General features: G+C 60.8%; 24 protein-coding genes. 11 read left to right on the top strand and 13 right to left on the bottom strand.

Annotation, left to right across the window (positions count from 1 at the left end):
• Nucleotides 1–25 precede the first annotated feature (25 nt).
• The 6 genes from RI101_00505 to RI101_00480 form a co-directional block, all read right to left on the bottom strand.
• Nucleotides 26–958, bottom strand: coding sequence for an alpha/beta fold hydrolase (locus RI101_00505; protein MEC4888513.1), 933 nt, complete (start codon nt 956–958; stop codon nt 26–28).
• A 32-nt stretch (nt 959–990) separates the two neighbouring features.
• Nucleotides 991–2,949, bottom strand: a complete 1,959-nt coding sequence (gene oadA / locus RI101_00500; protein MEC4888512.1) for a sodium-extruding oxaloacetate decarboxylase subunit alpha — start codon at nt 2,947–2,949, stop codon at nt 991–993.
• A gap of 57 nt (nt 2,950–3,006) precedes the next feature.
• Complete coding sequence (gene accC / locus RI101_00495; protein MEC4888511.1) at nt 3,007–4,425, bottom strand: acetyl-CoA carboxylase biotin carboxylase subunit; 1,419 nt, start codon at nt 4,423–4,425, stop codon at nt 3,007–3,009.
• A gap of 182 nt (nt 4,426–4,607) precedes the next feature.
• Nucleotides 4,608–5,063, bottom strand: coding sequence for an IPT/TIG domain-containing protein (locus tag RI101_00490; protein ID MEC4888510.1), 456 nt, complete (start codon nt 5,061–5,063; stop codon nt 4,608–4,610).
• A gap of 22 nt (nt 5,064–5,085) precedes the next feature.
• Complete coding sequence (locus RI101_00485; GenBank protein MEC4888509.1) at nt 5,086–5,907, bottom strand: substrate-binding domain-containing protein; 822 nt, start codon at nt 5,905–5,907, stop codon at nt 5,086–5,088.
• A 62-nt stretch (nt 5,908–5,969) separates the two neighbouring features.
• The gene (locus RI101_00480; GenBank protein ID MEC4888508.1) at nt 5,970–6,290 is read right to left on the bottom strand and encodes a zinc ribbon domain-containing protein; all 321 of its coding nucleotides are present in this window, start codon (nt 6,288–6,290) and stop codon (nt 5,970–5,972) included.
• A gap of 157 nt (nt 6,291–6,447) precedes the next feature.
• On the opposite strand from RI101_00480, the gene RI101_00475 reads away from it, so the two are divergent.
• The 4 genes from RI101_00475 (at nt 6,448) to RI101_00460 (ending at nt 8,396) form a co-directional block, all read left to right on the top strand.
• The gene (locus RI101_00475; GenBank protein ID MEC4888507.1) at nt 6,448–6,624 is read left to right on the top strand and encodes a hypothetical protein; all 177 of its coding nucleotides are present in this window, start codon (nt 6,448–6,450) and stop codon (nt 6,622–6,624) included.
• A gap of 94 nt (nt 6,625–6,718) precedes the next feature.
• The gene (locus RI101_00470; protein ID MEC4888506.1) at nt 6,719–6,922 is read left to right on the top strand and encodes a hypothetical protein; all 204 of its coding nucleotides are present in this window, start codon (nt 6,719–6,721) and stop codon (nt 6,920–6,922) included.
• A gap of 117 nt (nt 6,923–7,039) precedes the next feature.
• Nucleotides 7,040–7,912: a DMT family transporter gene (locus tag RI101_00465; protein MEC4888505.1), complete on the top strand. Its 873-nt coding sequence runs from the start codon at nt 7,040–7,042 to the stop codon at nt 7,910–7,912.
• Between the two features lie 16 nt (nt 7,913–7,928).
• Entirely contained in the window at nt 7,929–8,396 is a 468-nt protein-coding gene (locus RI101_00460; protein ID MEC4888504.1) for a hypothetical protein, read from the top strand.
• Between the two features lie 190 nt (nt 8,397–8,586).
• Here RI101_00460 and RI101_00455 read toward each other — a convergent pair whose 3' ends face one another.
• Entirely contained in the window at nt 8,587–9,561 is a 975-nt protein-coding gene (locus tag RI101_00455) for an acyl-CoA desaturase (GenBank protein MEC4888503.1), read from the bottom strand.
• 362 nt (nt 9,562–9,923) lie between these two features.
• Here RI101_00455 and hemE point away from each other — a divergent pair, with 362 nt between their 5' ends.
• The 3 genes from hemE to hemG all read left to right on the top strand — a co-directional run bounded on the left by hemE (nt 9,924) and on the right by hemG (nt 13,433).
• Nucleotides 9,924–10,949 carry a uroporphyrinogen decarboxylase gene (gene hemE / locus RI101_00450; GenBank protein MEC4888502.1) on the top strand — a complete coding sequence of 342 codons (1,026 nt, stop codon included), beginning with the start codon at nt 9,924–9,926 and terminating at the stop codon, nt 10,947–10,949.
• Between the two features lie 81 nt (nt 10,950–11,030).
• Complete coding sequence (gene hemH / locus RI101_00445; GenBank protein ID MEC4888501.1) at nt 11,031–11,975, top strand: ferrochelatase; 945 nt, start codon at nt 11,031–11,033, stop codon at nt 11,973–11,975.
• Nucleotides 11,976–11,978: 3 nt separating this feature from the next.
• On the top strand, nt 11,979–13,433 hold the full coding sequence (gene hemG, locus RI101_00440; protein MEC4888500.1) for a protoporphyrinogen oxidase: 1,455 nt from the start codon (nt 11,979–11,981) through the stop codon (nt 13,431–13,433).
• A gap of 85 nt (nt 13,434–13,518) precedes the next feature.
• On the opposite strand, the gene RI101_00435 is transcribed toward hemG, so the two are convergent.
• The 3 genes from RI101_00435 to RI101_00425 all read right to left on the bottom strand — a co-directional run bounded on the left by RI101_00435 (nt 13,519) and on the right by RI101_00425 (nt 14,935).
• On the bottom strand, nt 13,519–13,851 hold the full coding sequence (locus RI101_00435) for a DUF5615 family PIN-like protein (protein MEC4888499.1): 333 nt from the start codon (nt 13,849–13,851) through the stop codon (nt 13,519–13,521).
• Nucleotides 13,848–14,072, bottom strand: a complete 225-nt coding sequence (locus tag RI101_00430; GenBank protein MEC4888498.1) for a DUF433 domain-containing protein — start codon at nt 14,070–14,072, stop codon at nt 13,848–13,850. The genes RI101_00435 and RI101_00430 overlap by 4 nt, the downstream gene beginning before the upstream one ends.
• A 410-nt stretch (nt 14,073–14,482) precedes the next feature.
• Complete coding sequence (locus RI101_00425; protein MEC4888497.1) at nt 14,483–14,935, bottom strand: hypothetical protein; 453 nt, start codon at nt 14,933–14,935, stop codon at nt 14,483–14,485.
• Nucleotides 14,936–15,178: 243 nt separating this feature from the next.
• Between RI101_00425 and RI101_00420 the strand changes: the two genes are divergently transcribed.
• Nucleotides 15,179–15,586 (top strand): hypothetical protein, encoded by a 408-nt coding sequence (locus RI101_00420; protein ID MEC4888496.1) that lies wholly within the window; start codon nt 15,179–15,181, stop codon nt 15,584–15,586.
• Nucleotides 15,587–15,607: 21 nt separating this feature from the next.
• On the opposite strand, the gene RI101_00415 is transcribed toward RI101_00420, so the two are convergent.
• Entirely contained in the window at nt 15,608–16,225 is a 618-nt protein-coding gene (locus tag RI101_00415) for a hypothetical protein (protein MEC4888495.1), read from the bottom strand.
• 2 nt (nt 16,226–16,227) lie between these two features.
• Entirely contained in the window at nt 16,228–17,097 is an 870-nt protein-coding gene (gene mazG, locus RI101_00410) for a nucleoside triphosphate pyrophosphohydrolase (GenBank protein ID MEC4888494.1), read from the bottom strand.
• 126 nt (nt 17,098–17,223) lie between these two features.
• Between mazG and RI101_00405 the strand changes: the two genes are divergently transcribed.
• From RI101_00405 to RI101_00395, 3 genes are all read left to right on the top strand, one after another.
• Nucleotides 17,224–17,613 carry a DUF1844 domain-containing protein gene (locus RI101_00405; GenBank protein ID MEC4888493.1) on the top strand — a complete coding sequence of 130 codons (390 nt, stop codon included), beginning with the start codon at nt 17,224–17,226 and terminating at the stop codon, nt 17,611–17,613.
• A 110-nt stretch (nt 17,614–17,723) separates the two neighbouring features.
• Nucleotides 17,724–20,063: an ATP-binding protein gene (locus RI101_00400; GenBank protein MEC4888492.1), complete on the top strand. Its 2,340-nt coding sequence runs from the start codon at nt 17,724–17,726 to the stop codon at nt 20,061–20,063.
• A 63-nt stretch (nt 20,064–20,126) separates the two neighbouring features.
• Nucleotides 20,127–21,521, top strand: a complete 1,395-nt coding sequence (locus RI101_00395; GenBank protein ID MEC4888491.1) for a sigma-54 dependent transcriptional regulator — start codon at nt 20,127–20,129, stop codon at nt 21,519–21,521.
• A gap of 15 nt (nt 21,522–21,536) precedes the next feature.
• Here RI101_00395 and RI101_00390 read toward each other — a convergent pair whose 3' ends face one another.
• Nucleotides 21,537–22,154, bottom strand: a complete 618-nt coding sequence (locus RI101_00390; GenBank protein ID MEC4888490.1) for a response regulator — start codon at nt 22,152–22,154, stop codon at nt 21,537–21,539.
• Nucleotides 22,155–22,268: the final 114 nt, after the last annotated feature.

The raw sequence follows: 22,268 nt of genomic DNA, 5'->3' as shown, positions 1-22,268 counted from the left end.
GTATACCCAGCCGCCGTCTATCCGCTCAAGGGCCGAGAAAGTTCAGGATGGCCCGGTTGACCAGATCCGGCTGTTCCCACTGCGGGATATGCGCGGCCTTGGGAATGCGGATCAAGGCGGATTCGGCAATGGCCTGATGAATGGTCTCTCCCGCAGCGAGGGGAAACACGCGGTCTTCCTCCCCCCAGATGATCAAGGTGCGGCGGGTGATGGTTCCGATGCGCGGGGCGAAGTCCCGTTCCCACAGCGGCAAGTTGGTTCCTACGGTCATGAGTGCGCGAAACAGGCCTGGCCGCTGGCGGTTCCGGTTGGCCCGGTCGATGACCGCCGGCGTCAGCAAGGCCGGATCGTGGATGAATTCGCGCAGCGTGGATTCAATCACGCTCCCGCCGAAGAGCCAATTGCCGAAGGAGATCAGCCAGGATGGCGCGGATGTCGTCAGCGCCCGGCGAAGCGTGGGGCTGCCGAGGTGATCCATGACCTGGGCGGGGAGTCCGTCGATGAGAATGAGGGCGGAAACGCGTGTGGGGTAGTCGAGGGCCAGGCCGATGGCGAGTCCGGCGCCCATGGAGTTGCCTGCCATGGCGGCTTGCGGGATTTGCAGCGCGTCCATGAACGCCACGAGAAATTCCAGCAATTGATCAGGCCGGTAGTCGATCTCCGGTTTGTCGGAGAGCCCGGCTCCGAGCAGATCGGGCGTGATGACGCGGAAATGTCGGGCCAGGGCGGCTTGCTGATATTCCCATTGCCACATCGATCCGCCGAAGCCGTGAATGAGCATGACCGGCGGGCCTTGGCCGTGGTCGAGATAGGCGATGCGGTGGCCGTTGACCGTGACAGATTTGAGGGGCAGGCGTTCGATGGCATCGAACCAGGGCGGCAGCGAGCCGGGTGCGGCGCAGGATCCGAGCAGCATGCAGAGCACCACGACGATGAGGGATTGACGAAATCGCGGCACGGTGGACCATGCCTTTGTGGGTGGTGAACGGCTTATTCCAGCTGGATGACGGTTTCGTCGGTTTTGACGTTCTCGCCTTCCGCCGCGAGGATGGCCGTCACTTTCCCGTCGATCGGCGCCGGGACCCGGCTTTCCATTTTCATCGCTTCGATGATCAAGAGCGGATCGCCGGTCTTCACCCGGTCGTCTTTGGCGACGAGGATTTTCACCACGCGGCCCGGCATCGGCGGTGCGACATCGCCGGGTTTGGCCGGCCGCGGCCGCTTGGGCTTTGAGCCGCTGCCGGTGTCCGGTGCTTCAGGCACGCCGGCGAGCACTTCCTGAATCGGTTCGAGCGACACTTCTTCCAGCTTGTCGTTGACCCGGATGTAGTAGGGTTTCCGGCCATCGACCTTGCGGCCCGATCCGGAAAGTTTCACGTGATAGGATTCGCCGTGGACGGTGATGTTGAACTCCACCGGTGCCAGGTGCAATTCGCCGGCGACCGCCGGGCCCTTGGGCGCCGAGGTTTCCAGCGTTTCCGGCACGAGATCGCCCTTTTCACGGGCCTCGAAGAAGTCGCGGGCAATGGCGGGGAAGAGCGCAAAGGAGAGCTGGTCTTCCACGGTGGTGGCATTCGGGGGCAGATCTTTCTTGATGCCGTCCAACTCCGGTTCCAGCCGGTCGGCCGGCCTGGTTTTGATCGGCTCTTCATTGCCGACCGCCCGGGCGAGGACTTCCTGATCGACCTGCCCAGGGGCGCGGCCATAGAGGCCCAGGAAGTAGTTCTTGGTTTCCGTCGTGATGACTTTGTAGCGCTCGCCGGTCAGCACATTGAGCGTGGCCTGGGTGCCGACGATCTGGCTGGTGGGTGTGACGAGGGGCGGATAGCCCATGTCTTTCCGGACGCGCGGGACTTCGTCGAGCACTTCCCGCATGCGGTCGAGGGCATTTTGTTCTGTCAGCTGGGCGGCGAGGTTCGATAGCATGCCTCCCGGAATCTGCGAGGTCAGAATTTCGGCATCCACGCCGGTGAAATCGCTTTCGAACTGGCGGTACTTCCGGCGCACGGTCCTGAAATGTTCGGTGATCGGCAGGAAGGTGGCCAGGTCCAGCCCGGTGTCGTAGGGCGTATTTTTCAGTGCCGCGACGAGCGTTTCCGTCGCCGGATGCGAGGTGCCGCCGGCCAGGGGGGACATGGCGGTGTCGAGCATATCGAGCCCGCCGAGGATCGCCATCAACGCCGACATCGACGACATGCCGGAGGTGTAGTGGGAGTGCAGGTGGATCGGGACCTTCACCGCGTTTTTGAGGCGCTTGATGAGGTGGTAGGCCTCCATCGGTTCCAGCAGGCCGGCCATGTCTTTGACGCAGAGCGTATCGGTGCCGAGGTCTTCGAGCTGCTTGGCCATGCTGACAAACCGGTCGATGGTGTGGACCGGGCTGACGGTATAACTGATGGCCGCTTCGACATGTTTGCCGCAGGCTTTGACCTCGCGAATGGCGCGGTCCATGTTGCGCACGTCGTTCAGGGCGTCGAAGATGCGGAAGACGTCGATGCCGTTGGTGGCGGAGCGTTCGATGAACCGCTCCAGCACGTCGTCGGCATAGTGCCGGTAGCCCACGAGGTTCTGGCCGCGCAGCAACATCTGGAGCCGGGTATTGGGCATCGCGGCCCGGAGTGCCCGGAGGCGCTCCCAGGGATCCTCTTTGAGAAAGCGCAAACAGGTATCGAAGGTGGCGCCGCCCCAGACCTCCAGGGACCAGTAGCCGACGGCGTCGAGCTTTTGCGCGATGGGGAGCATGTCCTCGGTGCGCATGCGCGTGGCGAGGAGCGATTGGTGTCCGTCGCGCAAGGCAACATCGGTAATCAGGACTTTATGGCCGGGCGAGGGCTGGAGTTGCACCTCCGCCGGTTTGGCCGCCTTCGTGCGCGAAGTGCGCACGACCGGTCCCCGCGCGGGTTTCTTGGCCGTGGTCTTTTTCGATCGGGTTGTGCGTCGTGCCGCCATTGTCGTTGCGTGCTCTTGGGTTAACGGTATCGTGTTCGGGTATCGCGCGAGGGCTGGTTAGAGGCCTTCGTAGGCGGCAATGGCCGCGGAAATCGCCAGGACTAAGTCCTCAGGCTGTTCGAGCTCGTCATAGTTGTACAAATCGGGATGCGTGTCCAAATAGGAGGTATCGAACCGTCCGGCCAGGAAGTCGGGATCCTGCATGATCGCGCTCATGAAGGGAATCGTCGTTTTGACGCCCCGCAAGACATATTCCCCCAGGGACCGGCGCATGCGGCTGACCGTTTCTTCCCAGGTGCGGCCGCGCACCGTGAGTTTGGCTAGCAAAGCATCGTAATAGGGGGAGACCGTATAGTCTTTGTAGACCGCGCCGTCGATGCGGACGCCGATGCCGCCCGGTGAGAGGTAGGCCGTGATCGTGCCCGTGCAAGGCCGGAAGTTATTGCGCGGATCTTCGGCATTGATCCGGCATTGGATGGCATGGCCCTGCAGGGTGACGTCCGACTGTTGAATGTCCAGCGGTTTGCCGGCGGCGATGGAAATTTGGTTGCGCACGATGTCGATGGCGGTGATCTGCTCGGTCACCGTATGTTCCACCTGAATGCGCGGATTCATCTCCATGAAGTAGTAGCGGCCATCCTGATCCAGCAGGAACTCGACAGTGCCGGCATTGTCGTAGGACACCGCCTTGGCGATCTTGATGGCGGCCTCGCCCATTTCTGCCCGCAGGCGCGGGGTCAGGATCAGCGAGGGCGCGATTTCGATCAGCTTTTGATGGCGGCGTTGGATCGAGCAGTCCCGCTCGCCCAGGTGGATCGTATTGCCATGCTTGTCGGCGAGGATTTGGAACTCGATATGATGGGGCCGTTCGACGCACTTTTCCAGGAACACGGCGCCGTCGCCGAAGGCGGCGAGGGCTTCGCGGGAGGCCACTTCCATGTTTTCGCGCAGTTCGGCATCCGTGCGCACGACGCGCAACCCGCGCCCGCCGCCGCCGGCGCTGGCCTTGATCATCACGGGATAGCCGGCCTCCTTGGCAAAGGCCAAGGCCTCCTTCACATCCGTGACGCCGCCTTCGGTGCCGGGCACGACCGGGACATTGATGGATTTGGCCAGATCACGTGCCTTGATCTTGCTGCCCATGGCGTTGATCGCCTCGGGCGACGGGCCGATGAAGGTGATCCCGGATTCATGGCACAGTTTGGCGAACTCGGCGTTTTCGGACAGAAATCCGTAACCGGGGTGAATGGCGTCTGCGCCGATTCGGAGGGCCAGATCGACGATCTGTTGCTTGTCGAGGAAGCCTTTGACCGGGCCGGGGCCGACCAGATAGGCCTCGTCGGCCTTTTTCACATAAATACCGGTCGAGTCGGCCTCGGAATAGATCGCGGCGGTCGCAATATCCAGCTCGCGGCAGGCGCGGATGATGCGCATGGCGATTTCGCCGCGATTGGCAATGAGAATTTTCTTAAACATGAGTGTGCTGGCCTGGGCCACAACCAACCTCGCACAGGGTCAATCCGGCGCAAGGGAGCGCGTAACCTAGCATAGACTCAAAAGTCCTGTCGAGGGATTGGCGGCCTGAAAAGGGGTTGACTGGTGGAGGGCCGAGGAGTGGCGCAAGGCTGCTCCTCGGCATGGAGACCGGTAGATTTTCGCTACTTGGCTTGGACGAGAAATCCCTTTGAGCGGGCGTTGCCGCCGCCGGCGACGACGTCGATGAACGACATGCCTGCTTTCACATCGGGGACCGTGGCCTCAATCGTTGTGTCGTTGACGAAGGTGTACTCGATTTTGGCCGGCCCCGCCGCGCTGAAGGCCACCCCGTGGAAGCATTCTTTGGCTCCGAAATTCTCGCCTTTGATCGTAACTTTTTGGCCGGGCTTGGCTTCATCCGGTTCGACCTTGAAGATCTTGGGCCGTTTGCTCCGGTCACAGACGGGATCTTGCTCAACTTTGGCGGAGCCCGATCCTTTGATCGACTCCATGTCATAGAGGGTGAAGCCGGCCCCTTCCACGATGGCGCCGACAGACTCTTCGGCCTGTACGGTGATGGCCATGAGAGGGAACGCGAGGAGTGAAGCGAGAAGAGCGAATGACCGAACGGCACGCATGATGACCTCCTTCGATAAGGGGCTACTGACCGGGCATGGGAATATAGGTTTCAGCGATGATGGCTTGTCCGGGGGGCGACAGGGCGAACTGGGCAAAGGCGTCGATCAGCGGATTTGGTTCTTTTTTCGAGAGCATCAGAATGGGCCGGCGGAGCGGATACCGCCCGTCTCTGACGGTCGGCGCCTGGGGCTCGACTTTATCCACCGGCAGCAGGCGGACAGCGACGCCGGTGGACACGACGGACAAGCCGGTGCTCATGGAAATATAGGCGACGGCGGAGAGGGGCGGCAATGTGCCCACCACGGTTTTGACGACCTTTTCGTCCCCGCCAATGAGTTTGGCGGAGTCGGGAATTTTTCCGGCGATGCCGAGCTGCGCTTCAAACGCCTCTCGGATGTTTTGGTTGCGAGGGCGAGTGATGAGGAGGATTTTGGTGTCCGGGCCGCCGAGATCCGACCATTCTTTGACGGTGCCCGAGAAAATGTCCGCCACCTGCTGTTTGGTCAGTTCTTTCGTGAAGTTGGACAAGTGTACCAGGATGCCGATGCCGTCCCAGCCGATCTGGGTGGCGGTCAAGGCGGGATCTTCCGCGCCAGTGATAGCGATTTGGGCTTGGCCGGATTTGACAAGATCGAGCGGTTTGGAATGATCCTCCCACAGCAGATCGATATAGGCGCGGGGATTGGCTTTTTCAAAGGCGTGCGCCAGGGCTTCCAGGGTCGTGAGCTCCGGGCCGTTTCCGGCGATGACGAGACTGCCTGACACCTCCGCCTGTGGCGACGGGGGGGCGGCCACCACGCCCATGAGGACGATTCCACATGCGAGCAGCAGTCTGGCGATCATGCCACATCCTTTCTTCTGAGCGGGTTCCAGAAAAGCGGGGACAGCGAGTCTGGGCGCATCGGTTACATTCCAGCGTCTGGGCCAGCGCCAGTGATGGGGTTTGAGTCGGAGGAGGTGTTGGGCTGGGGCACGTTGCGTTTGGCGTTGAGCGGAGGGAGTTTGGCGAACTTATCCATGCGTTCGTTGATCATGGACTTGGCTTTGAGTTCGGCAAAGCCCGGTTTATGGTCTCCTTTGATCGTCGAGGCAAAGGCGGAGAGCAGCCGCGTGGCTTCTTGGGCATGGCAGAACGGACATTCGGTATCTTCCGCCCGCGCATGGAGGGACTGGGTGGCTTCGAACGATTTCTCGCATTTTCCGCAACGGTATTCGTACACAGGCATGGCCGCAGCCCCTTTCTCTTCCCATTCAAACAGCCGGTCTGTCCGGCGCGACGGCCAACGTGTGTGCCGAACGCGCTCTTGACCGGCCGATAAACTTTGCCTTATTGTAGCATAACCATATAGTTGAACCGCCAGTGTGAATCAGAGGAGGCTGTCGATGTCAGTGTTGATTCGGAAGTACAAAGGCAACAACGGGGTCATGCAGGAAGAGCGGATCGATGACGAGGATCGGATCGAGCGATACATGCGGCTCTTCGACAAGGACGATGTAAAGAAGCTGGAGACCGGCGTCAAGGTGTTCATCGAAAAGGACGAATGGCAGCTCGTTCCCTAACCTCCGCGCCATCAGTCACGGGATGGGGCGCAGCCGGGTGATCGCCGTTACGGCCTGCCCCATCCTCACACCTCTTACTCTCTGATTGGCTTTCATGACGTACTGGGTTCATATCGCCCGATCCATCGACCGGGTGACGCTGCACAAGGATCGCTGCTCGGAAGTGCCCTCGAACGTCTCTCACAGTGATTTCTGGGAGGGAGGATGGTTCGATTATCCCGATAAGGAGCGCGCGCTCAGGGCGATGGAACAGGCCGGGACGACCTTCCAGCGCCGCTGCACGTTGTGCAAGCCCTAATTTGTGATAAGTGATGGGTGACGCGTAACGAGTGGGCGGGATATGTGACGGTCCTTCGGGATCCAGTTCCCCTGCACAGCGCTGAACACTCTTCACCGGTTACGCATCCTCCATTCTATGCCACGACTTGCGCTGTTGCTTACCACCCTCATCTGGGGTGCGACGTTTCCTGCCACCAAGGCGGTGCTTGAGCAAATCCCTCCGCTCTCCTTCTTGTTTCTACGCTTTCTCTTAGGCGCGGCATTGGTAGGGATCTGTGTGCTGCTGATGGCCCGGCGTCTGTCATGCGACCGGGCGGTGCTGCGGGCTAGTGCGATTGCGACCGGCTGGTTGTTTCTCGGGTATGTGCTCCAGACGGTGGGATTGCGCTACACGAGCGCCTCGAACTCCGCGTTTATCACGACTTTATATGTAGTGTTTGTGCCGTTGATTCTGCGCCGGTTCGGGATGCGTTCCTGGCTGGCCACCGCGATTGCGACGGCAGGGCTGTGGTGTTTGGTGCGGCCGACGGCGGTCTTGAATCTTGGCGATATGCTGACGCTCGGGTGCGCGCTGGCCTTTGCCGCGCATATTGCCTGTCTTGAACGGTTTACCCGCGAGGTGGATGCCACCTCGTTGTTCGTGTGGCAGCTGGTTGCCATGTCGGGGCTGATGCTGTTGGCGACGGTGTGGGAGCAGCCTCCGGTCAGCGCCTTTGCCCCGACGATGGTGCTTTTCATCGGGCTCGCGGTCACGGGCGGCCTGGCAACCCTCGCATTCGCCATACAGATGTGGGCGCAGCAGTTGATCCCCGCGCAACAAGTCGCGTTGCTCTTTGCCCTGGAGCCGGCCTATGCCGCCTGGCTGTCGTGGTATTTTCTCGGTGAATCGCTGGACTGGCAGGGGTGGGTCGGAAGCGGGCTGATTTTAACCGGCGTCATCGTCGGGTCGTTGGAGTCAAGCCGGAACGAACCGGAGCGGGCAGTGCAGGTTTCAGCCGCTTCATCATAATGTGGAGGCGAGTCACATGGCGCAAAAGTTTGGCAATGGGCGTTGGGTACAGGAAGGGTTCTTGGACAATCGGGTGGAGGGCACGGTGGTGGGAACGATCACGTTTGCCGCCATTGGGCCGGTCGATGTGTACCTGCGCGGAAACTTCAAGGGCGAGATTGCCGGCACGCTCATTCAGTTTCGCAACAGCCGTTTCGAGGATGAGGATCTGGCCGGGCAGGTGATCGGCGATATGGAAAATCCGCAGCTGGGGGATGTGAATCTAATGTCGTTCGATCCCCATCCCAATCTGACACCGCACCCCTACATCGAGTGGTTTTCTGTCAGAAAGAATCACTATCGCATCGAGCTCGATCCGGCGGATGCGTGGATTGTCACGGGAGAGCGGCTGGCCGAATTGGACCGCCAGAGTCAGCGGATCCGAGCCTCGTTAGCGGGGCAGGTGACGGCGAAACCTGCACGCGAAGACTCTGAGTGGGTGTAGCAGGGTGCTGAAAAAAGTCCGCCAGCGGCGTTCTCAGGAATCGTGAAACGTGAGGCGTGAAAGGTGAAACGAGGGGGAGTCCCGAGCTGCGGCCTTGCCCGCGGAACGGCGCGCTTCGGCGCGCCGGGGTTGGGAGGGTGAGAACCGTGGCCATTTTGAGCATCCTGGGCTCGATCAGAATCGCCAGCCGTTAGACGGCGATGGCTTCCGCTTTGGTCTTGCCGTCCCGCACGTAATCCGGCACGTCACGAATGTCCCAGACGAGTCCGACCTTCTCCATCAGCTTCAAGCAGTAATACGACATGTCCACTTCCCACCAGTAGAATCCCTGCCTGGTTGAAGCGGGATAGTAGTGGTGGTTGTTGTGCCAGCCTTCGCCCATGGTGATGAGCGCGAGGATGAAATTGTTGCGGCTGTCGTCGCCGGTGACGTAGCGCTGTGAGCCGTAGACATGCGACAGGGAATTGATGGTGCAGGTGCCGTGAAGCAAGGCGACGGTGGAAATGAAGAATCCCCAGATCAGCATCTGCGGACCATTGGTGCCCAGTTCCGGCGCATAGGCCTCCAGGAGCTTTCCCAGCCCGAACATGCCGAATCCGGCGATGGTGGGGACGAGGGTATCGAACCGGTCGAGAAAGCACAGCTCCGGATATTTGGCGAAGTCTTGAATGCTCTTGAGCCGCGGCGCAAAGTGAGTCTGGGAGGTAAACCATCCGATATGCGACCAGAGGAACCCGCCTTGTCGTGGCGAATGCACATCGTCCGGCGTATCGGAGGCAATGTGATGGTGGCGGTGATGACCGGCCCACCAGATCGGCCCGCGTTGGGCGCAGGAGCTGCCCAGCACGGCAAAGGCAAATTGAACTGCGCGGGAGGTCTTGAACGTGCGATGGGAGAAATAGCGGTGATACCAGCCGGTGATGGCGAACATGCGCGCGTAGTAAAAGGCGATCGCGACACCGACGGCGGTCCAGCTCCATCCCACCCAGATGGCCCCAAGGCACATCAGATGGACGGCGATGAGAGGAATGGCGCGGATCCAGTCCATCTTCGGCGGGCCTTCGACCTTCATCTGATCAAGCCCGGCCCAGGAATCAAACCAGCGCAGAATCGTAATCCGGACTTCCTGCATGCGGGTCAATGGCAGGGGGCGCACGTCGGACATTCCGTTACCTCCAGGTCAGGGATCGACACGGCAGGGGCTCCCAGGAAAGAAGAGTAGGCCGGTCTCCCGATTGAGCTAGGCACGATCGCGGCACTAGGGAAAATCAGCGTCAGGCAGGCCGCAGTTGCTGGACTCCGGCTCTCGTTCATCGAGGATCCAGCGTGATAGTGAGGCCGTATTATACATGCCTGATGGGAAAAGTGAAACAGCGGCCGCGCGCTTTTTTGAGAGGCTCTTGTATTGTACGGGAACCGTCCGGCCTGTCCACCTTTTGCGGGACTTTTCCGGCCTCGCGGATGCCGCCCCTGCGGCGAGCCGCGCATTTGACAGCTCCGCGGTGGCCTCCTTAGAATGCGCGCACTATGAATGATCGATTTCTCAAAGCGTGCCGGCGCGAACCGGTGGATTGCACGCCGGTCTGGTTCATGCGCCAGGCTGGCCGGTACATGTCGGAATACCGTGCCTTGCGGGCCAAGCATTCGATTCTCGAGCTGTGCAAGACGCCGGAATTGGCCGCGCAAGTCACGATGCAGCCGATCGACCGCTTCCCGCTCGATGCGGCCATCATTTTCGCCGATATTCTTCTGCCGTTGGAGCCCATGGGATTGAGTCTGGAGTTTGCCGAAGGCGAAGGCCCGGTCATCCATAACCCGGTGCGTGACCGCGCCGCCGTGGACCGCCTCAAGGTCGTCGAGGGCGACGAGCTGGACTATGTCTGTGAAGCCATCAGGCAGACGCGCCGCATGCTGAATGGCCGCGTGCCGCTCATCGGATTTGCCGGCGCGCCGTTTACGCTGGCGAGTTATGCCATCGAAGGCGGGAGCTCCCGGAACTATCAGCATGCGAAGCAGATGATGTATGGAGATCCGGCGGCGTGGCACAAGCTGATGGACAAGTTCGCCCGCGTGATCACCGGCTATTTGCGCCGGCAGATCAAGGCGGGGGCGCAGGCCGTGCAATTGTTCGATAGCTGGGTCGGCTGCCTGTCCGCCGGCGATTATGCCGAGTATGTGAAACCCCACGTGCAGCTCATTTTCGACGGGCTGAAGCACGAAGGCGTGCCGCTGATTCATTTCGGCACCGGGACGACCGCCATTCTCCGGCAGATGCGCGAGGCTGGCGGGGATGTCATCGGTCTCGATTGGCGGGTGCATTTGGATGAAGGCTGGGCCATGGTCGGTCATGACCGCGCCGTGCAAGGCAATTTGGATCCGCTCGTGCTCTTCGCGCCGCTGTCTGAAATCGAGCGGCGGGTGGAGGATATTTTGCGGCGGGCCGGGAACCGGCCGGGACACATCTTCAACTTGGGGCACGGCATTCTGCCGGGCACCCCGCTCGATCATGTTGCCGCCACCATCGACATGGTTCACAAGCTCAGCCAACGATAGGCACGTGGCGAGAGGGTGAACGCTGGAGCGGCCCCCCTGCCCCCTAGCCGTTCGCCGCGTGCCTCTAGTCTAAGGATTGGTATGCCAGAATCTCAGAGCGTCACCGCCGTCCTCCTTATGGCCATGGGCGGGCCGGATTGCCTCGACAATGTCGAACCATTTTTGCTGGACGTGCGCGGCGGGCGTCCAACCCCTCCTGAACTCGTCGAAGAAATTCGCGCGCGCTATCGCGCCACGGGCGGCAAGTCCCCGGCGGTCGGCATCACCCGGGAGGTGGCGGCGAGGCTGGAGCAGCGGCTGAATCAAGCCGGCCAAGGCCGCTATCGGGTCTATATGGGCCTGCGGCACTGGCATCCCTTTATCAAGGAAACGTACGCGGAGTTGCTGCAGGCGCAGCCGGAGCGCGTTATCGGCTTTTGCATGGCGCCGCAGCAGTCGTCGCTGAGCACCGGCGCCTATCGGAAAAAGGTGGAAGAGGCGCAAGCAAGCTTACAGAGCGCCTGTCCCGTGAGTTATGTCGGGAGTTGGAACCGGCATCCGCTGCTGATCGCCGCCATCGTGGAGAATATTCGCCAGGGGCTCGAAAAATTTCCCGCCGACGTGCGCGGGAGCGTGCCGGTCTTGTTTACGGCGCATAGTCTGCCGGAGCGGATTGTGCAGATGGGCGACCCCTATCCTCAGGAAGTGCGCGGCACGGTCGAGGCGGTGACGGCGCTGTTGGGGAGTCAGCCTACCAGGTTTGCCTATCAAAGCCAGGGGCGTTCCGGCGAAGCCTGGCTGGGCCCCACGGTCGAATCGGCGATTGAAGACCTGCATCGCGAAGGACAGCGGTATGTGCTGGTGGCGCCCATCGGATTTCTCTGCGACCATGTCGAAACGCTGTTCGATATCGATATCGAACTCAAAGAGCTTGCCGAAACCAAGGGGATGCAGCTGGAGCGAATCCCCATGCTCAATGCCTCGTCTCCGCTGATTGAGACGCTGGTGTCGGTCATTGCGGCGCATGAATCGGCACGGGTATCCTAGCTCGTGACTACTCCTCGCACAGTGGTGATTGTCGGCGGCGGCATTTCCGGCCTCGCGACCGCGTTTGCCCTTCAGGAGCAAGCGGCGGCGGCAGGGCTCTCGATCCGTTGCACGGTGCTGGAGTCCGGTCCCACCTGGGGCGGGAAGATTCAGACCCATCGCACGGATGGGCTGATTGCCGATGCCGGTCCGGATTCGTTCCTCTCTCAGAAACCTGCCGGCTTGGAATTGTGCCGCAAGCTGGGGCTCTCCGATCAACTCATCAATACCAATGAAACCGGCAAGAAGGCCTTTGTTTTGTCACGCGGCCGGTTGCATGAATTGCCCGAGGGCCTCATTACCTTCGTGCCGAGCCAGTTAGGCCCGTTCTTGCGCAGCGGCCTCTTGAGCTGGATGGGCCTTGCCCGCATGGGGCTCGATGTCATAATCCCGCGCGGATTCGCCGAGGGCGACGAGTCGCTCGCCTCCTTCTTCCGCCGCCGGTTTGGCGCTCAGGCGTTTGAACGGGTGCTGGAGCCGCTCATGGCGGGGATTTATGCGGGCGATGCCGAGCAGATGAGCCTGAAGGCCACCTTCCCTCGGTTTCTCGAACTGGAGCAGCAGTATGGCAGCATCATTCGGGGCATGGCCGCGGCCAGAAAGAAAATGCCGCCTCCCTCCGGCACGGGGCCGAAGCGGACGATGTTTGTCAGTCTGAAGAACGGGCTCGGCGATCTGGTCTCGGCCCTCACCGCGAGGCTCGCTCAGCAAGGCGTGGATTTGCGGCTGGGCTGTGCCGTGGATGCGGTGCGGGTGCGGTCCCATCAACTGGGCCGCTGGATGTACGATCTCAATTTGCGCGACGGCTCGGCCATCTCCGCAGAAAGTCTGGTGCTGGCGACACCGGCCTATGTGGCGGCCGATCTGCTGCGGCCGCTCACGCCGATTGCGGGAGGGCTGCTGGAGATGATTCCCTATGCCTCGACCGGCACCGTCTCGATGGCGTTCCCGGCCAGCGCCGTCTCCGGGGCCGTGCAAGGGTTTGGATTTATCGTGCCCCGCGCGGAGGCCAGGGAGCTGATTGCGGCAACCTGGACGTCCCTCAAGTGGCCTCATCGGGCGCCGGCGGACCAGGTGCTCATTCGATGTTATATCGGCGGAGTCGGGCGGGACGGCATATTGCAGCAAGACGATGCGGCAATCCTCAAGACTGTGCGCGCCGAGCTGGCTTCGTTATGCGGATTGACGGTGGAGCCGACCTATACGGAGGTGAACCGCTGGTGGAAGGCCATGCCGCAATACACGATCGGGCATCTCGACCGGCTTACCCAGCTCGAGGCGGCCCTCAGCCGCTACGGCGGGCTGGTGCTGACCGGAGCGGGGTATCGCGGGGTCGGCATTCCCGACTGCATCCGTGACGGAGCCGTGGCCGCGGAAAAAGTCATGCGGCATTTCGCCGGACAGTCGGGGGCGCAGTAGCCGTCAGAAAATATCCGGGCAGTATGGTATCCCGTTCGCCCTCCAAGGCATCCACTCTGTTGGTGTACAGCCGTCCGGCTATCGATCAATACAGTTCGACGAAGCGCTCACCGTGCTGAAGGTGTTCGAGCACTTGCGGAAAGAGCGGCTGGAACCACTGGGTCAATGCGGTATTCGAGCAATTCCCAATTCGGATCCACACAACGGGAGTTGTGCGTTTGGTCGCGAGTAAGAGGATGTTCTTAAAGTCTTCGTCTTTTGTGATGATCACATACTGATGGCTGACGGCGTAGTCCCATATTGCCGTGTCATTGGCCAGCAGCAACTGGGCGTCTTCGACGTGGACGGCATGATGGCCGCAGGATGTGATGAGGCGAGCGAGTGCTGGAGGAAGTTGCGCGTCGATTAGAAAGTTCATCCGGCACGGAGCATGACGTGATCGGATTGCGCGGCGGCAAATTCAAGCGCCGCTTGAATATCGGCTTTCTCAAGATAGGGGTAATCGTGCAGGATATCTTCTTGAGAGACTCCGGCCGCAAGAAGGTCCAAGAGGTCCTTCACCCGCATGCGCATGCCACGGATGCAGGGACGTCCTCCACACTGCTCAGGATTAATCGTAATACGGCTTAAGAGGCTCATGGCGGACATCTTACCCCTATGAAGATAACGAGATCAATGTTGCAAGGAGAATGATGGCAACGGAGCTGTTGGCACAGCGGTCTAGCCTCCATAATCGGTGCGTATCGGGCCGCGAGCCAGCGTGTTGGGCGGTATGAAGCGCTAAGGGGCAACTGGGATATTCAGCCGAAGTTGGCGAGTTTTGAAGAGAGAAGGTGAGGCCGATTGTCATCAGTGATAGTACCGCCAAGTGGGGGCGGAGGGGTCCAATTTGGGTTCGGGCAGAGTTCGACAATAGACTTCTCTATTCATGTGGAAGATCCAAATGAAAGCCCAGAATCTGACAGGAATGCAGGACCCGGTCAGGGTGGCCTCCACGATCAGCTTCTGTTTGAGAACATCATAACGGGGACCATGATTGCCCGGCCCAACTACGGGGCACTTAGCCAGGGGGGGGCATCGTCGGGAATACTTTCACAGACGAGTTTGCGATCGATAATGATCCGGCGGTTGCCTCCAACAGCCATGCCGTTCAGCCCCAATCTGATTCCTGGGTTGCTGGTGCCATTCAGGAACCGTTCGTCATACATGCCGAGTTCGGGCATGCCCTTGAATCCAACCAGGTCATAGACAGGGCCTCTGAAGACGAAGTGGCCGTCGGCCTGCCGAATTTCAACCTCGGCAGAGATTCTTCGGCCCCAGGCAGCGACGGGACCAGTACCAATCACCAGATCCTCGATTTGGACGAAGTCTCGCTTTTCCCGTTCCAGCCGCTGCCGCAGCGGGTCGCCGAGGGGCTCGACTTCGTACGTATCCCCGTATTGGTACCCGCACCCGAATTGGGCCAGAGCGAGAATCAGCAAGAACCAAATACTCTTCAGCATCGTCTCTCCTTCGGTAGCCAAACATTACCGCCTGATCGGACGTTGGTCAATCAATCTGATGCGATCAGCCATCTGCCTTGCACCTAGGGGATCTGTTTTCATGCAGCGTCCTTGTCGAGGTGGCGTGCTGATGGAGGGCCTATGCTGAGTAGCCGCTGGGCGGCCTCTTGTCATCGCTGGAGTGCTGACTCTATAGTACGGCCGTGCCGCGACAGCGGGTGGTTTTTACTGGAAGATGAAGCCATGAGCACGAATCTGACGATTTCCGATGTAAGCGGGCCGTTTCGCGAGCCGCGTGAGCCGATCTTTTCCTACGACTATTCCGTTCAACGGCCGACCTGGGCCACGCCGCATGGGGTGCGGGTGAAGGTGTCGATTCCGGATGAACTGGATGTGGTGCGGGCACAGTTGCTCGGCGCGGCGGCCGGGTCGGCGGGACAGCAGCTTGTGATCGGCAAAATTTTGTCCCGTGCGATTGCCGATTGGAAGCTGCGCATCGCCGAGGAAGAAGGCCTGTTGGCGGAGCGGCGGGATGTGATGCTGGATCCGTTTACCGGGCCGCTCGCCCACCTGTTTCCCAAAATGCTGGCGGTGCTGGATCAGCAGCAGGCGGCGTTGAGAGACGAGATCAAGAAACGAGCCGGCCTATAAGGGCCGCCGCGGCCGCCGTCCTCAAAAAATCCGCCGGAAGTGTTTGGAGTGCACCCCTGACTCGTCCGCCAGTCCGAGCGACCCCTTATCGGGCGATCCGGTGTCGTTCAGATCGATGCGATAGTGGCCCCGCACTTCTTCCATGGCCACTTCAAAGGGAATGGCGGAGGGGAGAAGCGTGCCTGGCGCATGGGCGCCCCGCGCGAGGGTTTTGATGGCGGCGGGTTCGGCGAACTTCGCGTCGGAAAAGACATAGATATCCGCCACGGCATGATCGCCCAATGTATGGCCTGGGGTGGTGGCGGGCACAAGGTCGCCTAACGTCCCGGCCAGCCGTTCACTCTTCAATCGCTTGAGCAGTCCGGCAACCTGGCTCTCGGTCGCCTGCGCCGGGACGACGAGGGCGATGGCATTCATCTCGCGGACGGTGGTCTGAACTTTAAAAATCACCGGGGCGGATTCCAGATCTTCGGCGCCCGAGACGGCCGGCCCTTCCGTGCCGGTCGCTTGTTTGTTGCGTGAGCTGGGCACGATCAACGCCACAAAGAGCCAGAGGCCGAACAGGATGCCGAGGACCACGGCCAGCGGGTGGGCGCCCGCGCGCTTGCCTTCTTCGTAGGGGTGCTGGTCGTCGCTCATAATCAGCCGTTCTCCTGGGGCGATGGGGAGGGATGAGGGGCGGTCTGTTCCCGCAGCCGTTGCTTGGCCTGTTCCCAGAGCGCATCCATTTCGGCCAGGGTCATGTCGGTGAGCGCGCGCTGTTGGTCGGCGGCTTGCGATTCCACCAGCGCAAATCGTTCAGCGAACCGGTTGGTGGACTGGCGGAGCGCGTCTTCCGGATTAACCTTGATAAAGCGGGCCAGATTGACGAGGGAGAAGAGCAGGTCGCCGAGTTCGCCGGCTACGTCATCGGTTCCGCTTCCCGGAGCCGGCTGCGCCTGGGCGAGGGCGGCGCGCAGCTCAGCAATCTCTTCCTCAATTTTCTTGAACACCTCTTCGAGTCCCTTCGCATCGTGCGACCAATCGAATCCCACGCGCGAGGCCCGCGCCTGCACCTGATAGGCTCGCAGCAGGGCGGGAAGGGCTTTGGGGACGCCGTCCAGAGTGGACTGGGGGCCTCCGGCCGCCTGGCGTTCGGCTTTCTTGATCTCTTCCCACTGGGTCAGGACCTGTTCGCCGTTGGCGGGTTTGGCCGCCTCATCGTTCCCACCGAAGACATGGGGATGGCGGCGAACCAGTTTGGTGGACAGCTGCTCAACGACGTCGTCAATGGTAAAGGTGCCGGCTTCGGCGGCGATCTGACTATGAAAGACGACTTGCAGCAGGACGTCGCCCAATTCCTCGCGCAGTTTGGCGAAGTCCTGATGGTCGATGGTTTCCAGGACTTCGTAGGTCTCTTCGAGGAGATAGGGCTTGAGCGAGGCGTGGGTTTGCTTGCGATCCCAAGGACACCCGTTGGGGGCGCGCAGGGCTGCCATGAGGTCGATCAGTTTCGTAAATCGGTCGGACATCGTCGCGCTCCTCTGCCGCACTCTATAACGAGTTGGCGCGTGGCTTCAACGCCCGGTGCACGCTTGCGAGCGAGGGAACCCTATGGTAGGGTACCGCGCACGGCACGTTGCAGAGGTGAGGGGGCCATGGCGACACAGGAAGAGGGCTTTGTCGTTCGAGACCGGCGGGGTGGAGGTGGCGAGCCTGCTCCAAGTGCGGCTGCGCCGAGTGACCCCAAGCCACTGACGCAACCGGCGGAGGCCGGGTCTTCCAGCCACGCGCCGGCCATGCCGGTGACGTTCTCCTCGTTTGTGATTTCTCTGGGCTCCTCGTCGTTGATGCTGATGGGCGAGCGGCTGGATCCCCAGCAGCAACCCATGCCGGTGAATCTTCCCCAGGCCAAAGAAATCATCGATCTGCTCTCGGTCCTTGACGAAAAAACGAAAGGGAACCTGACGGCGGATGAGCAAATGGTGCTGCGGGACATGCTGTATGCCTTGCGTATGAAGTATGTCGCCCTCTCCTCAGGGACGTAGCCCCGAGGGAATCTCCCCGTCTCCGGCCTGTCGTATCCGCCGGGCCTCCCCCATGCCGGTGTTTTGAGACTCCCCGGGGTTTCCGCTATAGTGGGCTCAGCGCCGTGGCAATGTCGCTGTGGGGCGGGGCGAGCACCATGCCGGATTTGGACCATCCTCAACGTTCCCCATCACCCGTTCCGCCGTCGGCGGGCGCCGCGTCACGTCCGGCGGGATTCCCGTCGAGCGGGTCTGAGCCGGAGCGGAAGATGCGGCATCTGCGCCCAGTCTGGATCGTCCTGATTCTGCTAATTCCCTGCTTGGCGCTCACCTTCTACTATTCCCAGATCGTGGTGCCGGGCGGCCAAGAAGCCGACTCCTACCTGCCGACCACCAGCTATGCGCTCGTGCTCTTGCTGTTGAATCTCGACTTGATCGGGTTTGTCGTGCTGTCGCTGTTGTTGTCGCGCAACTTGATCAAGGCCTATTTCGAGCGGCGGCATCGTCTGGTGGGCGCCGGATTCCGGACCAAACTGATTGCGGCATTTATTGGGTTTTCGCTGATCCCTACGATCTTGCTGGCGATTGTGGCGAGCGGGCTGGTGAACAAGGCGGTCGATGTCTGGTTCAGCGAACAGATCGAGCGGGTCATGAAGGATTCGTACGAGGTCGCGCGCATGCAGCATGCGGGGCACATTGCGCTCGCGGTCAATAGCGCACGGGCGATCGGGCAGGAGCTATTCCGTGAAGATATGCTCACCCCCGAGCAGCGGGATCTGCTGGTGGCGGCCATGGCGCGGAAACGCATGGAGTATGGCGTGGCCGGCATCGAGGTCTTTTCGGCCAAGATGGAGACGCTGACCAAGGCCTTGGATACGGAGGTGCCATCCGGCGTGCTCGATCTCCCCATCAGCCAGCTGGTCTTACAAGTGATCAATGGGAAGCAGGAGTTTACTTCCGTGCAGGAGGCGCAGACCGGCCGGCTGGTGCGGGCTGGTGTGCCGGTGGCCGCGGGCAACAATCGGGGCGAGCTGGCCGGGGTGGTGGTCGTGGAGGCGTATGTGCCGGAATCGCTGCTGACGAAGATGGAGGGGATCGGCCGCCAGTACGAAGAATACAAGCAGCTCAAGGCGATGAAGAATCCGATCAAGGCCGGGGCCTACCTGTTTGTCGCGGTCGTGACGGTCATGATTTTGTTCAGCGCGACCTGGTTCGGATTTTATGTGGCGCGGAGCATTACCGTGCCGATCCAACGGCTGGCGGAAGCGACGGAAGCGGTGGCGCATGGCGATCTGTCGGTGAAGATCGATGCCAAGGCGACGGATGAAATCGGCACGTTGATCGAGTCGTTCAATCGCATGACGGCAGATCTGCATAGCGGCAAGTCGAAACTGGAAGATGCGAACTTGTCGCTCCGGACGACGAACGCCGAGTTGGACCGCCGGCGCGCCTATATTGAAACCGTGGTGGATACGATTGCGGCGGGGCTCTTGTCGATCGACCGGACCGGTGTGATTACGACCTTCAACCCGTCGGGCGAACGGATTCTCGGCCTGGACGCGGAGCGGGTGCGCCGCCGTTCCGCGCACGAGGTCTTTAAGGAATTCGGGCTGGACGTCTTTCAAGCGGTGGTGGACCGGATGCAGGCGGATGGCCGGGACGATTGGTCGATGGAAGGGCAGATGGATGTGCAGGGCAAGCTGGTGACGATCCGGCTCAGCGGGTCGCGGATGCGGGATGAGGCGAACAAGGATCTGGGGTTCGTGCTGATTTTCGACGACCTGACCGAATTGATCAAAGCGCAGAAAGTCGCGGCCTGGCAGGAGGTGGCGCGGCGGGTCGCGCACGAGATCAAAAATCCGCTGACGCCGATTCAGCTGTCCGCGCAGCGGCTCCGCAAGAAGTTCTTCGAGAAGTCGCCGGACTTCGAACGGATCTTCGACGAGGCGACGAATGTGATCGTGAACGAGGTGGGCAGCCTCAAGCACATGGTCGATGAGTTCTCCAAGTTCGCGCGCCTGCCGGCCCCGCAGATGGCGAGGCAGTCGCTGAATGAGGTGGTGCAGGACGTGCTGCCGCTGTACCGGTCCGCGCAGAAGGATATCGAATTCATTGTGTCGCTGGATGAGGATTTGCCGGTCTTGAATTTCGACCGCGAACAATTGCGGCGTGTCCTGGTGAACCTGATTGAAAATGGCATTCAGGCCATGAATCAGGCCGGCCGCCTCTGGGTCACGACCAAGTATGATACGAAACGGAAGCGGGCGGTCGTGACGATTGCCGACGAAGGCGTCGGCATCGCGCCGGAAGACCAGGACAAGCTGTTTGTGCCCTATTTTACGCGCAAGAAGACCGGGACAGGGCTGGGGCTGGCCATTGTGCGACGGATCATTACGGATCATGACGGGCAGATTCAAGCGGGGAACAATCAGCCGAAGGGCGCCGTGTTTACGTTCGATTTGCCTGTGTAGGCGGCTGTTGATTGAGTACACGATGGTCTAGTCGGTATTGTTTTACGTTTCACGGGGGAGAGTATGTCAGCATCGATTTTAATCGTGGATGACGAGGAGGCGATTCGGACCTCGCTGCGCAGCATTCTCGAAGACGAAGGGTACGAGGTGGCGGTGGCGGCCAGCGGGACGGAGGCGCTCAAGATTTATACGACGGATCCGCCGGATCTCATGATTCTGGATATCTGGATGCCGGAATTGGATGGCCTGGAGACGCTCAAGCGGGTCAAGGCGTTCGTGCCGACCGCCCAGGTCATGATGATGTCCGGGCATGGGTCGATCGAGACGGCGGTGAAGGCGATTAAACTCGGGGCCTATGATTACATCGAAAAACCGCTGTCGCTGGAGAATGTCACGCTGCGGGTGAAGCACGCGCTGGACCAATACCGGTTGGAAGAGGAGAATCGCACGCTCAAGACGAAAGTGCAGCGGAAGTTCGAGCTCGTCGGCCAGTCGCCGGTCATGCAGCAATTGCGGCAGTTGATTGAAACCGCCGGTCCCACCAATAGCCGTGTGCTGATCGGGGGCGAAAACGGCACGGGCAAGGAGCTCGTGGCGCGGGCAATCCATGCGCATAGCGTGCGGGCGGAGCATCCGTTCATTGCGGTCAATTGCGCGGCCATTCCGGAGACGCTGATCGAGAGCGAGCTGTTCGGGCACGAAAAGGGGTCGTTTACCGGCGCGACGTCCATGAAACGGGGCCAGTTCGAGCAGGCCGACGGCGGCACGCTGTTTCTGGATGAGATCGGGGACATGAGCTTGAGCACGCAGGCGAAGGTGCTGCGCGCCTTGCAGGAACAGCAGTTTACCCGGGTGGGGGGCGCTAAGCTGATGAAGGTGGACGTCCGCGTGCTCGCGGCGTCGAATAAAGACCTTGAAAAGGAAATCGCCAAGGGGCAGTTCCGTGAAGATCTATTTTATCGGCTCAACGTGGTGCCGATCATCGTGCCGCCGTTGCGGGAACGGCGTGAGGATATTCCCGCGCTGGTGCGCCATTTCATGAAGATCCATGCCGAGGAGCAGGGATTGCGCATCAAGGAAGTCTCCCCCGAGGCCATGGCTGTGTTTCAACAGTACGAGTGGCCAGGGAATATCCGCGAGCTGCGGAATCTCATCGAACGGCTGATGATCATGGTGCCGGGGCCGGTGATCGACGCCCCCCAGGCCGCGATGTCCCTGCAGGGGCGCGCCGGAAGCCAGAGTGCGCCGGCGGGACATCAGGCCGCGAGCCCCTTATTGACCAAGTCGTACGATTCCTTGCGGGATGCGCGCAATGCCTTTGAAAAAGATTATATCGGGCGCAAGCTTCGCGAACATCATTGGAACATTTCACGGACCGCCGAGGATCTGCAGATCGAGCGGAGCCATCTCCATCGAAAGATCAAACTGCTGGAAGTGGAAATGCGGCCTGACAATTAGCCGAAGGGGAGCCGGTTATGGCTTGGCGCAGCCTACGCAGACACGGTCATGGAAGGTCGCCTGCGGGTGGGATTCGATATAGGCTTTTAGCGCGTGGTTCGATATCTGGTCCGGCGACAGGCTCTTGCAGGATGGGCAGACAGGGATCAGCCGCTGCAAGGTTTCCATCGCATGCAACGTCTGATCGAGTTCGGCGATGGTCTTGGTTAATTCCTGTTCCCAATTCTTGCGGGTTTGGGTTTCCTGCTTCAGCCGCAAGGCGGACTTCACGCGGGCGAGCAGTTCGAACTGTTCCACGGGTTTCCGGATAAAGTCGTTCGCGCCGGCATCGAAGGCCGCTTGCAGGTAGTCCTTCTGATCGCGGGCTGTCACCATGATGATTGGAATGGGCTCGAAGGCTTCGACGGATTTGAGCCGCCGGCAGGCTTCGACCCCGTCGATCTCCGGCATTTTAATATCCATCAAAATCAAGTCCACGTTTGCCGCGGCGGCACCGGCGTGATCGAGGTCCAGGTAGGCAAAGGCATCGCTGGCCGAGGCGGCGGAGTGCAGATCTCGATAGCCCGCGCTTTTTAGCAGCTGGTGTAAAAGCAGGCGCGCGTCGGGAGAGTCGTCAACGATCAGAATAGCCATCGAGATGCTCGCAAATAACTCTGTGAGTGATCGGGAAATACCCTGAGTCCGGTATTCAGTATAGGGTACGGGATGATAACGGCCAATATAATTCATGATTGGTGAGGCCGTGGG

The organism is Nitrospira sp., assembly GCA_035968315.1.
Classification (GTDB): domain Bacteria; phylum Nitrospirota; class Nitrospiria; order Nitrospirales; family Nitrospiraceae; genus Nitrospira_D.
This window is presented reverse-complemented; position numbering and strand designations above follow the sequence as displayed.

Bases quoted from the DNA above. Each gene is read 5' to 3' on its own strand.
- oadA (MEC4888512.1), bottom strand. From the start codon at position 2,949: ATGGCGGCACGACGCACAACCCGATCGAAAAAGACCACGGCCAAGAAA.
- accC (MEC4888511.1), bottom strand. From the start codon at position 4,425: ATGTTTAAGAAAATTCTCATTGCCAATCGCGGCGAAATCGCCATGCGC.
- RI101_00490 (MEC4888510.1), bottom strand. From the start codon at position 5,063: ATGCGTGCCGTTCGGTCATTCGCTCTTCTCGCTTCACTCCTCGCGTTC.
- RI101_00485 (MEC4888509.1), bottom strand. From the start codon at position 5,907: ATGATCGCCAGACTGCTGCTCGCATGTGGAATCGTCCTCATGGGCGTG.
- RI101_00480 (MEC4888508.1), bottom strand. From the start codon at position 6,290: ATGCCTGTGTACGAATACCGTTGCGGAAAATGCGAGAAATCGTTCGAA.
- RI101_00475 (MEC4888507.1), top strand. From the start codon at position 6,448: ATGTCAGTGTTGATTCGGAAGTACAAAGGCAACAACGGGGTCATGCAG.
- RI101_00470 (MEC4888506.1), top strand. From the start codon at position 6,719: ATGACGTACTGGGTTCATATCGCCCGATCCATCGACCGGGTGACGCTG.
- RI101_00465 (MEC4888505.1), top strand. From the start codon at position 7,040: ATGCCACGACTTGCGCTGTTGCTTACCACCCTCATCTGGGGTGCGACG.
- RI101_00460 (MEC4888504.1), top strand. From the start codon at position 7,929: ATGGCGCAAAAGTTTGGCAATGGGCGTTGGGTACAGGAAGGGTTCTTG.
- RI101_00455 (MEC4888503.1), bottom strand. From the start codon at position 9,561: ATGTCCGACGTGCGCCCCCTGCCATTGACCCGCATGCAGGAAGTCCGG.
- hemE (MEC4888502.1), top strand. From the start codon at position 9,924: ATGAATGATCGATTTCTCAAAGCGTGCCGGCGCGAACCGGTGGATTGC.
- hemH (MEC4888501.1), top strand. From the start codon at position 11,031: ATGCCAGAATCTCAGAGCGTCACCGCCGTCCTCCTTATGGCCATGGGC.
- RI101_00435 (MEC4888499.1), bottom strand. From the start codon at position 13,851: ATGAACTTTCTAATCGACGCGCAACTTCCTCCAGCACTCGCTCGCCTC.
- RI101_00430 (MEC4888498.1), bottom strand. From the start codon at position 14,072: ATGAGCCTCTTAAGCCGTATTACGATTAATCCTGAGCAGTGTGGAGGA.
- RI101_00425 (MEC4888497.1), bottom strand. From the start codon at position 14,935: ATGCTGAAGAGTATTTGGTTCTTGCTGATTCTCGCTCTGGCCCAATTC.
- RI101_00420 (MEC4888496.1), top strand. From the start codon at position 15,179: ATGAGCACGAATCTGACGATTTCCGATGTAAGCGGGCCGTTTCGCGAG.
- RI101_00415 (MEC4888495.1), bottom strand. From the start codon at position 16,225: ATGAGCGACGACCAGCACCCCTACGAAGAAGGCAAGCGCGCGGGCGCC.
- mazG (MEC4888494.1), bottom strand. From the start codon at position 17,097: ATGTCCGACCGATTTACGAAACTGATCGACCTCATGGCAGCCCTGCGC.
- RI101_00405 (MEC4888493.1), top strand. From the start codon at position 17,224: ATGGCGACACAGGAAGAGGGCTTTGTCGTTCGAGACCGGCGGGGTGGA.
- RI101_00400 (MEC4888492.1), top strand. From the start codon at position 17,724: ATGTCGCTGTGGGGCGGGGCGAGCACCATGCCGGATTTGGACCATCCT.
- RI101_00395 (MEC4888491.1), top strand. From the start codon at position 20,127: ATGTCAGCATCGATTTTAATCGTGGATGACGAGGAGGCGATTCGGACC.
- RI101_00390 (MEC4888490.1), bottom strand. From the start codon at position 22,154: ATGGCTATTCTGATCGTTGACGACTCTCCCGACGCGCGCCTGCTTTTA.